This is a genomic window from Streptomyces sp. PL-29, from assembly GCF_058344425.1.
The window spans coordinates 3617595-3630128 of the sequence record NZ_CP136996.1 but is presented as its reverse complement, the minus strand read 5'-3'; the positions used below and the strand labels follow the sequence as shown (position 1 = coordinate 3630128).

At 70.1% G+C, this 12534-nt stretch carries 13 protein-coding genes; 7 read left to right on the top strand and 6 right to left on the bottom strand.

The features are described from left to right. Positions 1-12: 12 nt before the first annotated feature. Together R4Z63_RS16665 and R4Z63_RS16660 are read left to right on the top strand one after the other, a co-directional pair. Positions 13-417, top strand: a complete 405-nt coding sequence (locus tag R4Z63_RS16665; protein WP_384452486.1) for a CBS domain-containing protein — start codon at positions 13-15, stop codon at positions 415-417. A 51-nt stretch (positions 418-468) separates the two neighbouring features. Further along, the gene (locus R4Z63_RS16660) at positions 469-780 is read left to right on the top strand and encodes an SCO5918 family protein (protein ID WP_384452489.1); all 312 of its coding nucleotides are present in this window, start codon (positions 469-471) and stop codon (positions 778-780) included. 111 nt (positions 781-891) lie between these two features. Here the strand turns inward: R4Z63_RS16660 and R4Z63_RS16655 are convergent, their stop codons facing one another. Further along, the gene (locus tag R4Z63_RS16655) at positions 892-1251 is read right to left on the bottom strand and encodes a GvpU-like protein (protein ID WP_384452492.1); all 360 of its coding nucleotides are present in this window, start codon (positions 1249-1251) and stop codon (positions 892-894) included. A 993-nt stretch (positions 1252-2244) separates the two neighbouring features. Here R4Z63_RS16655 and R4Z63_RS16650 point away from each other — a divergent pair. After that, entirely contained in the window at positions 2245-2583 is a 339-nt protein-coding gene (locus tag R4Z63_RS16650; RefSeq protein ID WP_384452494.1) for a MerR family transcriptional regulator, read from the top strand. Between the two features lie 112 nt (positions 2584-2695). Here the strand turns inward: R4Z63_RS16650 and R4Z63_RS16645 are convergent, their stop codons facing one another. Further along, entirely contained in the window at positions 2696-3205 is a 510-nt protein-coding gene (locus tag R4Z63_RS16645; RefSeq protein ID WP_384452497.1) for a DUF5994 family protein, read from the bottom strand. A gap of 292 nt (positions 3206-3497) precedes the next feature. Here R4Z63_RS16645 and R4Z63_RS16640 point away from each other — a divergent pair, with 292 nt between their 5' ends. Then, on the top strand, positions 3498-3824 hold the full coding sequence (locus tag R4Z63_RS16640; protein ID WP_384452500.1) for a DUF5994 family protein: 327 nt from the start codon (positions 3498-3500) through the stop codon (positions 3822-3824). A 202-nt stretch (positions 3825-4026) separates the two neighbouring features. After that, a complete protein-coding gene (locus R4Z63_RS16635) occupies positions 4027-5226 on the top strand; it encodes a PP2C family protein-serine/threonine phosphatase (protein WP_384452503.1) in 1200 nt (399 codons plus the stop codon). A 281-nt stretch (positions 5227-5507) separates the two neighbouring features. On the opposite strand, the gene R4Z63_RS16630 is transcribed toward R4Z63_RS16635, so the two are convergent. After that, the gene (locus tag R4Z63_RS16630) at positions 5508-6422 is read right to left on the bottom strand and encodes a LysR family transcriptional regulator (RefSeq protein WP_384452506.1); all 915 of its coding nucleotides are present in this window, start codon (positions 6420-6422) and stop codon (positions 5508-5510) included. 71 nt (positions 6423-6493) lie between these two features. Here R4Z63_RS16630 and R4Z63_RS16625 point away from each other — a divergent pair, with 71 nt between their 5' ends. After that, entirely contained in the window at positions 6494-7156 is a 663-nt protein-coding gene (locus R4Z63_RS16625; protein ID WP_384452509.1) for a maleylpyruvate isomerase family mycothiol-dependent enzyme, read from the top strand. A gap of 76 nt (positions 7157-7232) precedes the next feature. Here R4Z63_RS16625 and R4Z63_RS16620 read toward each other — a convergent pair whose 3' ends face one another. From R4Z63_RS16620 to R4Z63_RS16610, 3 genes are all read right to left on the bottom strand, one after another. Next, on the bottom strand, positions 7233-7520 hold the full coding sequence (locus R4Z63_RS16620) for a hypothetical protein (protein WP_384452512.1): 288 nt from the start codon (positions 7518-7520) through the stop codon (positions 7233-7235). A 645-nt stretch (positions 7521-8165) separates the two neighbouring features. After that, positions 8166-8843, bottom strand: coding sequence for a hypothetical protein (locus R4Z63_RS16615; RefSeq protein WP_384452515.1), 678 nt, complete (start codon positions 8841-8843; stop codon positions 8166-8168). A gap of 1415 nt (positions 8844-10258) precedes the next feature. Next, on the bottom strand, positions 10259-10831 hold the full coding sequence (locus tag R4Z63_RS16610; protein ID WP_384452518.1) for a TetR/AcrR family transcriptional regulator: 573 nt from the start codon (positions 10829-10831) through the stop codon (positions 10259-10261). A 97-nt stretch (positions 10832-10928) separates the two neighbouring features. Here R4Z63_RS16610 and R4Z63_RS16605 point away from each other — a divergent pair, with 97 nt between their 5' ends. Next, positions 10929-12500 (top strand): carboxylesterase/lipase family protein, encoded by a 1572-nt coding sequence (locus R4Z63_RS16605; protein WP_384452521.1) that lies wholly within the window; start codon positions 10929-10931, stop codon positions 12498-12500. The last annotated feature ends 34 nt before the right edge of the window (positions 12501-12534 follow it).

Below are 12534 nucleotides of genomic sequence, written 5' to 3'. Positions count from 1 at the left end.
AGGAGGCACGTTTTGACGCTGGTCCAGATGCAGCCCCGCTCGACGAACGCCAACCCTGTCCACCGGACAGTGGACACCGCGATGGAGGCGGCCGGTCCACAGGCCTGCGACGACATGACGGTCGAGGTCGCCCTGGCCGTCATGGCCAGTGCCCGTGCGGATCATCTGCTCGTCTGCGACGAGGACGGCCTGTGCACCGGGCTGGTCACCCAGGCCGGGCTCGCCGCCGTCCGCGACAGCGCGGCGTACACGGACCAGGTCCGTCTCCGCGACCTCCTGGGAGACCACGGGCCGGTCACCTCGCCCTTGACCACGATGGCCGAGGCCGAGCACGCGATGCGCTATCGCCGGCTCGATGCCCTGCCGGTCGTCGACGAGCAGGGCAGCGCTCTGGGCGTCCTCGCCCTTGCCCGCTGAACCGCCTCACCACGGCACGACCGTCCCCCTTTCCTCTTCCTGTGAGGCAACATGCGCTGCGTCATCGCCCGTTTCCCGTTCGACCTGACCAAGAGCGGTGTCCTGGAGTCGATGAAGGGCATCAAGCCCGAGCCGGTCGTCGGCGAATCCGTGATCATCGGGCGCCGTACCTACCCCGTCAAGCAGGTCGGCCAGGTCATCACTCGGCAGGACCGGCGTGACTTCAGTGCCGGTGAAGTCCTCCGGGCCATGAACCAGCTCGGGTTCACCTGCCGCGGCCTCCCCCGGGCCGCCGTGCCCACGCGCGTCCTCACCCCGTTCCAGCAGGCATCCGCGATGCTCGGCATCCCGGTGACCGTCTAACGGACGGACAGGACCGGCGCAAGCCGACACCCGAACACAGCGAGGAGGGCCCGACCGGCACGCGCCGGTCGGGCCCTCCCGCGTACCCAGGGATTTCCTACGCGATGTCGGTCAGTGGTCGGAATAGCTGAAGTCGCCCATGGTCCAGGCGCTGACATCCGCGATCGAGACGCGATACATCCCACCCGTCTCCGGGATCCCCACCGTGCCCTGAAGGATGCGGGCCACATGGAAGTGCAGATGGTTGGGCGGCCCCTCGCGGGGTGTCGTGGCGGTGAAGACGGCGGCGAACTCGCCCAGGCGGGCGGAATCCGCCAGGACCTCCGACACCCGCTGCCTCCACACGGCTTCGGGTGCCAGCCGACCGGTGATGACAGCGCCACCGGCGACCACGGTCAGGGACATCTGATTGCTCTGCCCGGACTCCACCATCGTGGCAATGTCAACGAGCAGCTCGTCAGGCTTCGACATGGGAGCCGAGTTTATGCACCGGTCGTCCCGTCCCCTCGACGGCGAGGACTACCGGTCGAGAGGAGCACTCACCGTCTTCCCGCCGGAGGGCCGACGGGTGACACCGGTTGCTCGGGCGCTGCGGTGCCCATGGGCCAGCCGAATCCACCGGTACGGCGGCCGTACAGGACAGGGCGTCCGAGCCCCTGACCTGCTGTGCGGGATCCTCTGCACATCTGGTCCCACCGCAGAGGTCTAGCTCTCCTCGACGGATGCGAAAATCTATGATGGCCGGAGTAGACATTGGGCTGTGGCGTGGTTATGGTTTCTCTCGTAGCCCAGAGAGACAGCAGGGCCTGGCAGAGACGAACTGCCGGGCAGCAGTACCCGCAGTTGCAGTGCGCAGGACGGTGCGGTGGTGGAGTTCCGAAGCCAGGGTTGTTGCAAGATGGCGACGGGACTGACGACCGGACCGGGTGGCCCTCAGTGATCAGGGGCCGCCGTGAGCAGTACCCGCAGTTAATGCGGTGGCAGTACCTGTAAGTGCAGTTCGAAGTACCCAGCAGTGCAGTAAGTGAACAGCACCTCGGTGAAGGCGTCGGCTGCGGGCGCACGCACCGGGAAGTTCGGCAGTGGGGTTCTAAGCCAGAGCAGACGCAGGATGGGCAACGGGGCTGGCTGCCGAAGAGTGGCGCTGGGTCAGGCCACTGAGCAGTACGAAGTAGAGCAGTACCAGCAGTAAGCAGTTGATCGCCGAGGGAAGAACGGAGGAGCCGAGCACCATCGGGATCGCCCGGGCGGAAGCCTTGCGCCCGGGTACCGCAGGACATCGATAGCGAGGTGGTCTCCGGTCAAGCAACCGCGATCCCCGCACTCCCGGCAGCGTCTCGGTCGGGTCGGCGGAAACACAGGGTCGGCGCAGTATCAGGGCCGACAGATGGTGTAGTAGTTCCTTCGGGGCCCTGGTGCCGTACGGCACCAGGGCCCCTCCACGCGTTCCATGAGAGAGGTTCAATGACAGCAGACGACTCGTTCGGCCGTCTCGACGACGACGATTACCCCGCCTACACGATGGGCCGGGCGGCCGACATGCTCGGCACCACCCAGGGCTTCCTCCGCGCCATCGGCGAAGCCCGCCTCATCACCCCGCTCCGCTCCGAGGGCGGCCACCGCCGCTACTCCCGCTACCAGCTGCGCATCGCCGCCCGCGCCCGGGAACTCGTCGACCAGGGCACCCCCATCGATGCCGCCTGCCGCATCATCATCCTCGAGGACCAGCTCGAGGAGGCACAGCGCATCAACGCCGAGTACCGCCGCGCCGCCGAATCATCCGCGCCGCCGCCCTCGGCCTGACCCGAGTGCGCCCGTCGGGATCGGCGGGAGCAAACGGCAGATGGGCCCGGAAGGGCTCGGCGCCGGCCCGTCCGCGATCACCCCGGTCGGGTTCCACGCGGCAGAGGAAGCCTCAGGTTCGGGCTGCCGGGTCGCCGGCGCCTGCGCCCTCGGGGCCAGGTGTGGTGGCGATGAGGATCTGAGCGGCCTCCGTGATGTTGTCGGCACGGACGGCGCGGGCCATCGCTTCGCGGGCGGCGTCGGCTGTGGTGTCCGGGGGAACGACCAGCAGGGCGAAGTGGTCGTTGCGGCCGCGGGTGATGAGAACGGTGTCGTCGCCGACGGGGTCGGAGTCGAGGTGCACGACCTGGTCGTCGATGATCAGCCGGGGTGGGAGAGCGTTCCAGGCGGATGCGTCCACTCCCACGCGGGTGATCGGCCCGAGGTGCCCGGTCAACACGCCGATCAGCGCGGGCAGCTCGGTCTCGATATCGCGGGTGTGGGGCCACCACGCGCCGTCCAGGAGGCCCTCCCGGGACCGTGTGGTCTCCAGCCGCAGCAGGGCCGTGCCGGGTTTGACCGCCCGGTGGATCGCATCCGGCAGCAGCAGCGGTGGCGTGTGGGGGATGTCGGATTCAGCCATGGGGTCCGCCCGTCTACGGGGTGCGGCCGCGCTCCGTAGCAGGTCGGGGCCGGTCTCCGGGTCTCGACGTACGCGAGCTTGCCGTCGTTTCACGGTACCCCCGCGACCCGTGCCGCCGCTCTCCACCGCACCTCCGCCGGAAAATATCTGGTCAAATGGGTCATATACCACCGAACGCGCGTGCAGTGGAAGTACCGGAAGCACTTCGCACACCGGCTTTCATGCGGGTGTCGTTTCCGGCGATCGCTACAAACCGGGCTGTCGACGGGCAGTCCGGGGGCAGGTCCACCCCATGACCAGCGTCCTCGAACGGACCGCTCCCCGCGACCTCGCCACAGAGTTCCCGGCACGCTTGTCCCTCACCCCGAAGACCACCCTCGCAGGCAAACTGGACGGCGCCTGGTGGCCCTACTCCCGTGATCTGACCGTCGAGCTTCCGCCGCTCGCGGCCGCCCTCGACGAGGCCTGGGGGCGCATCACCCGCGTCACCGTGAACCCCGCCCGCTGGCCCGTCGTCCCGCACGCCGTTCACACGGCCGGACGGACGCTCCACATCGGCTGGTTCACCGAACAGGACCCCGACAAGCACATGGAGGCCGCGGAGGAAGAACACGGCTGAAGCGCCTCCCCTGCGTGAAGGACGTGCAGCCGGGGGCGGGGACGCCGGCACGAGTCCTCACCTCGTCCTGGATGCCGAGCGCGCCGTCGGCCCCGCCCTGCGGGAGCCGGTCGTGTGGCGTGCCCGGCCGCCCAAGGGGATCCTGTAGGCCACACCGCCCATGCGGCCGAACCCCGCGCCCGGCCCGGTTGGAGGCACCAGGATGGCCGTCGGAGCTCGCGGGGCCCCGGACCGCTCCGAAAGCTTCGGGGAGGGAGTGCTCGGGCTGCTCCTGGACCGGGCGCACGAGCTGCCACCGCACCTGGTCGCACCGCTCGTCGCGGAGGCGGTGGCCCGGCTGGGCGGCCGCGATGCCCAGATCATGCTCCAGGACTACGGGCAGCAGAACCTGGTCCCCCTGCCCGGTACGGCAGCGGGGACCGGGGGTCCGCAGCCCATCGACGGGTCGGATGCCGGCCGGTGCTTCCTGGAGTCGCGCCCCGTGGAAGTGCCGGCGCCCGGCGGCGTTCGGGTCCACCTGCCCCTGCTGGACGGTGGCGACCAGGTGGGGGTCCTCTCCGTCACCCTGGACGGGACCGGCCGCGACGAGCACCGCATCCTGCGCCGGATCGCGGGCCTCACGGCCGACATGATGCAGACCAAGAACGGCTACACCGACCTCTTCTTCCGGACCCGTCGCAGCGAACCGATGAGCGTGGCCGCGGAGATCCAGTGGTCCCTGCTGCCCCCGCTGTCGATGGTGATGCCTCGCGTCGCGGTCGCAGGGGTCCTGGAGCCCGCCTACGCCGTGGCAGGTGACAGCTTCGACTACGCCCTCAACGGCGACGTCCTGCACCTCGCCATGATCGACGCCATGGGGCACGGCCTGGACGCGGCCACCATGGCCACGGTGGCCATCGGCGCGTACCGCCACGCCCGCCGGATCAGCATCGAGCTGTCCGAGATCTACCTCTTCATGGACCGCGCCATCGCCGAGCAGTTCGACCCGGACCACTTCGTGACCGCCCAGATGATGCGACTGGACACGGACACCGGCCGCCTCCAGTGGGTCAACGCGGGACACCCCGCGCCCATGCTGGTCCGCGCACACCGCGTCGTACGCCGCCTGGAGAGCCCCACGACCCTCCCCGTCGGCTTCGGCGGGGACCAGCCCCAGGTCAGCGCGGTGACACTGGAGCCGGGCGACCGCGTCCTCTGCTTCACCGACGGCCTCATCGAGGAACACGCCAATGGGCAGGAGCAGTTCGGCGAGGAACAGCTGATCGACTGGGTGAACCGGCTGGAAGAGGCCGACCACGGGATCCGCACCGTGGCCCGGGAGCTGTCCCACACCCTCAAACGGGCGCGCGGCGAAACCACCTCGGACGACGCCACGCTCGTCCTGTTCGAATGGCGGGGCTGACAGAGGCCCCGTGCCACAACGTGCCAGTAGCAGCGGTGAACGGCGGTCGACAGCAGACACGAAAAGGCGGCCGCGAGCCCTGGACCCCAGAGGCATTTCCGCAGGTCAGGGGCTATCGGGCCGATCAAGCGCCGGGTGATTCCCAAGCTTATAGCGCGGGTTCGATTCCCGTCATCCGCTCCACGACAAAGCCCCAGGTCAACGGCCTGGGGCTTGTTTGTTGTCCAGACCTTCCGGCGTCCGAGCTGCCCTTCGCGTGCCATAGCGGCCCTCACCGTGCATCAGGTTGGGCCCAGACCCGTACGCAGCAGGTCCAGGAAGACGGTGGCGGCGGGGCTGGAGGGGCCGTCCGTCCGCCAGGCCACGGCGACCCGGCCGCGTAGCCGCGGCTCGGTGATCTCCAGCGTCCGCAGCCCGAGGGCCGACGCCGCACCGGCGGGGAGGGCCGGAAGCACCGCCACGCCGAGACCGCGGGCGGCGAGCTGTGCAAGGAACGGCGGAGCAGCCGCCTCGAAGGCAATGCGGGGCCGGAACCCCGCCTGCACGCACGCGCGGTCGAGCACTCCACGGATACCTGTGCCACGCGGCAGGCTGATCAGCGGGCGATCGCGGAGCTCGGTCAACGGAATGCTCGTGCGGTCCGGGGGCATGAGGGCGGGGTCGTCCGGGGTGACGGCTGCGACCAGGGGTTCGTCGACCAGGACTTGGATGGAGATGCCTGGCGGGGGCTCCTCGTCCGCGAGTCCGATCACGGCGATGTCGAGTTCCCCTCGGTGCAGTGCGGTGAGCATCCGCTCCGAGGTGTCCTCGGTCAGGGCGATCTCCACCTGGGGGTGGTCCTCGTGGAATCCGGCCAGGACGGCCGCCAGGCCGAACTCGTGGGCCGCCGCTGCCGCGCCCGAGACGAGACCGAGGTTGACGTGCCCGCGCAGCAACCCGGTGAACTCGTCCGCGGTCTGCCGAACCGCTTCGACGGCGGTGAGCGCGGCCCGCGCGTACGGCAGTACGGCCTCGCCCACTTCCGTCAGGGTCACCGACCGGCCGGAGCGGTCGAGCAGCGGGTGCCCGAGTTCCTTTTCGAGCTGGCGGACTTGGGCACTCACCCCCGGCTGAGCCAGGTGCAGACGGGCGGCGGCGCGGGTGAAGTTGGCTTCCTCCGCGACCGTGACAAAGTACCGCAACTGCCGGATGTCCATAACTGATCATGCTAGTTGCGAGACATTCAAACTCTTGGACTTATGGCGGGCCTGCCGAGAGCCTTGAGGCCATGGGGAACACGACTCGCACGACTCACCGCAGACCAGCCGCGGACATCAGAGCCGCGATCGCTGCCGAACGCCGCGAGCTGGCCGCCATGCTGGATGGTCTGCCGGCCGCGCAGTGGGACGCGCCGACCCTGTGCGGAGGGTGGCGGGTACGGGAAGTCGCGGCCCACATGACGATGGGGTTCCGATACTCCATCCCCAGGATGGCGTGGGAACTGATCAGGTCGCGAGGCAACCTCCATCGGATGACCGACCGTTGCGCCCACCAGGACGCGGCTGCCCATTCGACGCGTGAGCTCGCCGCATTGCTCGCTGACAACGCGGACCACCCTTGGAGGCCGCCGGTCGGCGGGATCGAAGGGGCCTTGGGCCACGACGTGATCCACGGCCTGGACGTCACGGTCGCGCTGGGCCTCGGCCGCCGGGTTCCCGAGGATCGCGTGCGCATCCTCCTGGAGGGCGTCAGCCCCAGGACCCTCAAGTTCTTCGGAGCCGACCTGGCCGGCATCGAACTCCGCGCCGACGACCTCGACTGGTCCTTCGGCACCGGAACGCCTCTGTACGGCGCCGCACAGGATCTCCTCCTGGTCGCATACGGCCGACGGCTCCCCGCAGGGCACCTCCGCGGCGAACTGGGCGTCCGCTTCCTTGCTGCGGAAGCGTGACGGCGGCACGCCTGACCGTCGCCCGTCCTCCTGCCTGTGACGCACCACAGGCCCGGCACCGCCCCGCCTCGACCACTCAGAGCCGTCGACCGGACCAAGCCACACAAGCACCCGTCTCCTCTTGATCCAGTGCGCCCGCCCGGTAGGCATTGGCGAGGGCGGTGACGTGCTGGCGGGACCAGCCGACGCGGCGACCAACCGCCGCCTTCTGCCCGTAGCGGTCAGCGGAGCCGATGCGACCCGCCGTGTGGTTGAGGTGAGCCTGCGCCCGCGCCAGGGCCTGCTCGGCCCGCCGGACGGCCTTGAGGGCCTCGTCCAGCTCGGTCTTCTCGTCTACGGTCAGGGGGTCGCTCGTCGCTCGCACACCCCGAGCATAAACCGTCACCTTGACCTGACGCTATGAGACCCTCTGGAAATGCACCCGAGCCGAGGGACGACGTCTCCTGAAGACGACGGGGCGACCGCTGATCTGTGAGGCACGGCCGCCCGACACCAAGGACCTCTTCTCGCCCGGCAGGAAGCGCGTGAAGTCGGCGGCCGTGCCACAACGTGCCAGTAGAGGCGGTGAACAGCGGTCAACAAGGGGTTCACCGAGACAGCCGGACCAGGTCCATCAGTTGACGTTTCCGCAGCTCAGATGCCATGCACAAGGCCAAATGCCGGGTGATTCCCAAGCTTACGGCGCGGGTTCGCTTCCCATCATCCGCTCTTCTTACGAAGCCCCAGGTCAACGGCCTGGGGCTTCGTCGTTGTTCGGGCATCTCGGATGCATGCCACGTGCGTGTTGAAGCCGTGGTGACGGCATTCCAGTTCTCGCCTCGGTGGCGCAGTGCGCGGCCCTGTGGCACCGAGTGGCGCTGCTTCTCCTACGCGATACGGTCTCGCCGCCGGGCGACGAAGGCGGCCAGGATCGATCGGACTACAAGCGGCCCGGCGACCCAGTGGGTCACATGCGCCACCCGGCCCGGCTCCCCCGCCCGCCATCAGGGGCACCGTCTCGACGGCGAGCTCACCGGTCCTGGAGTGCCGGGGCGGCGTGGCGGCCCCGGCCCCGAAGCTCACGTCGGCGCACGAACCACCAGACCGCGGGCAGCGGAACGAGCCAGGCGACCATCTGAAGCGGGACGCTGGTGAGGTCCCCCACGACCAGGGCAGGCGCAGCGCACAGCATCGCGCCGAACGCCGCCTTGCCATGGACCACGAGGAGCCGGGGCAGCCCGCGTTCTCCGTAGCGGCGGGCCCTGGTGAGCACCCGCCCTCCGGCGTAGGCGGTGAACACGCCGGCCGTCAGCAGGACCGTACCCACCGCGGTCGCGAGCTGCGGCTCACCCACCGGGCTGTCGGCCGTCTCCTGGAGCCGGCCGTCCTTGGCCACCGCGACCACGTAGTCCTGCCACAGCGTGACGGTCACGACATCACCAGGCCGCAGGTCCTTGAGCAAGGGGCCGGGCGCACCCATGTCGACGTCGCCCGAGACCTCGCGCGGGCCCCTGAGGCGTACCGAGAACTCGTCGTACTTGATCTCGTCCTTGATCACGGTGCTCACGACCGTCGCCGTCACCTCACGGAGACAGTCGTCGGCCGCGCCTGCGGCTGCGGGACACGGAGACGCAGCGGCATGGGCCCGTTCGTCGTCGATCAGCTCCGGTACCACGCCCAGGAGAACCGCCCCCGACAGCAGGGTCATCGCGAGACCCCAAAGAGCTGCGCACGCACCCCATGCGCGATGCCAGACCGTACGCCGACGTACGGAACCCTCAGCCGCCGGCAGAGCGAGACGCGGTGAACCGTCAGGCATGCGACCTCCGCGCCCGAACCGCTCGTGCCTGTGCGATCACCGTGAGGACGGGGACGGCCGCCGAAGCCCCCTGCCCGGTGGCGAGCGGATCCGCCATGCCTCGGTCCGTCACCGGCCGCAGGTCGCGACGCCGCCAGAACCAGTGCGCCAGAACCGTCATCACCGCGAAGGCGACCGGCGAGAACGGTTCATCGACGCAGGACAGCAGTACCCCGCCCAGGCCACACACCGCCCAGCACCCCGCGCGCACCCAGCCCGCCTCACGCCACGTGCCCCTTCGGCGACCCGTCATCGTCCCGGCCCCCCCTCCGTCGTCCCTTCGAGCCGGCCGGAAACCGGCCACCGTCTGTCACCACGCGGTCGTGCTCCATGGGGAAGCCGCCAGAAGACGACGAGGTAGAGCACGGGGCCGGCGGCACGGCAGAAGCCGACCGCCCAGGGCTCCGGCAGTCCCGTCAGGCCGTACACACCACTGCTCCCCATGCCGATCCCCAGGAGCACCAAGCCCGCCACCCGGGAGCGCACGGCCCACCGCGGGCCACGAGCCATCCACGCGGGAGCCCGATCGGGGTGACGCCGCCACTCCCAGGCGGTCCACGCCACCAGCGGCCCGAAGAGCAACAGAGCGACATCGCCGAACGCGTCCCACAGCCAGTCCATACTCCCCTCCCTGGTTACGCCTGGCTCCGAACCGCATGCCACGGGGGAGCACCTTGTCGCCTTGCCCAGCTCTCAGGAAGGGGCCCGGCGCCTCCAGCAGGGAAGCCGCAGCCGGCATGAGTGCCGCGCGAGTCGGCGAAGGAGCAGACAAGCCCGACTTGCTCGTCCGCGACCTCGCCTCGGCGCAGGACCGAGCATGCCACCCCACACCGGGGAACACATGGCCGGGTTCCGGCAGCATCGGCGCACGTAGGCAGACGGCTCGGCCCCTGATGCGGCCCTCTGCCGCCTGGTGAGGGCCGCCCTCAACTCCGGAGTCCGCTGTACGGCGCCATCAACCTCGGCACAGCCGCCCACACGGCCGCACGGTGCCCGGAAGGGGGTCACGCCTCCGCTGAGCCCTGACCGGAGCCGTGCCGCAACGTGCCAGCAGGAACGGTGAACAGCAGTCGTCAGAGGCTTCGGCGAGTCGACCGCCGCGAGGCCGCCGATGACCGCTCTCAGGTCAGACGGTGCGCGCCCGCCCGAATACCGGGTGATTCCCAAGCTTGTAGCGCGGGTTCGGTTCTCGTCGTCCGCTCCCCTGCGATGCCCCGGGTCGAAGCCTCGGGGCAGGTGTTCACGGCCTGGCGGGCGTCGAGGAATCAGCGCGCGACGACGGCCAGCGCCGCGATCCCGTCAAGCACCTCGGCGGCGGTGGGGGCGGTGGTGGGGTCGCTGAGGCACTGGAACATCACACCGGAGACGAGCGCCAACTGGACTGCGCCGAGGGTACGGACGGAGGCTTCCTGTACCTCCTCCTCGGGGACGCCGTCGAGGATGGCCGCCATGCCGCGCCGTCCCTGAGCGGTGCCCTCGGCCAGCGCCGCCTTCAAAGCGGGCTGCCGCTGGGCCTGCATGAAGAGCTCCACCGAGGCCAGCCAGAGGTCGGGGTGCGCGCCGAAGTCCTCGATCAGGCTCTCCCAGATGCGCTCGAAGTGGGCCCGGGCGGAGCCGTCTCCATCGGGCACCAGGGCCCGGCCCATCGCGTCACCCCACTCGTCGAGGATCTCGAACAGGGCCTGGTTGAGCAGCGCTTCCCGGGAGCCGTAGTGGTAGCCGACGGCGGCCGTGCTCACGCCGGCGGCGGTGGCGATGTCACGCACGGAGGTGCGGTCGTACCCCTTCTCCCGCAGGCATGCCTTGGCGCTGATCAGCAGCGCTTCACGGTTTCCCACGCCCGGAGCCTAGCGGGGAGATGGCACGCACGTCTCATACGATCGAGTTATACAAACGTATTGCACGCTCGTTTGATTCTGTCGTAGCGTTCGGAGCATGAGACACGTCAAGAACGTTTCCAAGGGGTTCGCCGCCGCCCTGACGCTCAGCCTGGGCCTGAGCCTCGGGGTCGGCGCCGGACCGGCCGCCGCGTCAGGGGAGGCGGCGGGCCGCGCCGGCGGCACGGTCGTCGAAACCACCGGAGGCGCCGTGCGCGGCACCGCCGACTCCGAGGGCGTGCGCAGCTTCCAGGGAATCCCCTACGCCGCCCCGCCGGTGGGCGAGCTCCGCTGGGCCTCGCCGCGGCCCGCCGCGCCCTGGACCGGAGTCCGCGCGGCGACCGCGCCGGGCCCTCCCTGTCCGCAGCCGCAGGGGCTGCCCATAGGGAAACCCGGCGAGAACGAGGACTGCCTGTACCTGAACGTCACCACGCCGACCCAGCGGACCGGCAAGCAGCCGGTGATCGTGTGGATCCACGGCGGCAGCCTGATGTTCGGCAGCGGCGACATCTACGGCCCCGCGCGGCTGGCCGCCGAGGGCGCGGTCGTGGTCTCGGTCAACTACCGGCTCGGTGTGATGGGCTTCCTGTCCGACCCGGTACTGAAGACCTCCGGCGGTCTCGGCCTGGAGGACCAGCAGGCCGCACTGCGGTGGGTCCGTGCGAACGCGGGCGCCTTCGGCGGCGACCCCGCCCATGTGACGGTCATGGGCGAGTCCGGCGGCGGCTACAGCGTCTGCGGCCACCTTGCTTCGCCGAAGTCGGCCGGGCTCTTCGACCGCGCCGTCATCCAGAGCGCACCCTGCGCCACGGGCGGCTCCCGCACCCGGCAGGAGGCCGAGGACGAGGCGAAGGCCACCCTCGCGAACCTCCGGACGTCGGGGGCGTGCGGGAAGGAGGAGGACGCGGAGGCGTGCCTGCGCCGCACGGATGCGGCCACGCTCATGAAGGCGTACGGGACCTGGAACGAGCCGCGTCCCATAGCGGGAACGGAGTTGATGCCGCTCGCCCCCGCCGAGGCGCTGCGCACCGGGAGGTTCAACCGCGTCCCCGTGCTCCTCGGGGTCAACCACGACGAGGAGCGCGGCAGGATCCTCGGCCAGGAGCTGCGGGACGGGCCCCTGCCGGCCGACGGCTACGAACCCGCGATCCGTGCGGAGTTCGGCGCTCGGGCGGACGCGGTCCTGGCCCGGTACCCGCTGAGCCGTTTCGGCTCGGCCGGCGAGGCCCTGGCGACCGTACGGACCGACCACGGCTGGTCCGTACCGACGCTGGACACCGCCAAGCTGCTGTCCCGGTGGACGCCGACCCACATGTTCGAGTTCAGCGAGCGCGACACCCCGCGGTGGGCGGGCATCGAGCCCCTCAGCTTCGAGCCGCGCGCCCAGCACATGGCCGAACTGCCCTACCTCTTCGACTTCACCATCCCCCTGTTCGAGGAGCTGACGAAGAAGCAGCAGGCCCTCGGCAGGCGAATGACAAACACCTGGGTGACGTTCGCCGCTTCCGGGAAGACGGACTGGCCGGGCTTCCGCTCCTGCGGCTACGTCCAGGCGCTGGCCTCGGGGCCCTGGAAGCGCGCGGAGTTCACGAAGGACCACGACTACACGTTCTGGAAGAACCTCGACTGACGTCGATGGCTCGTGCCACAACGTGCCGGTCGGG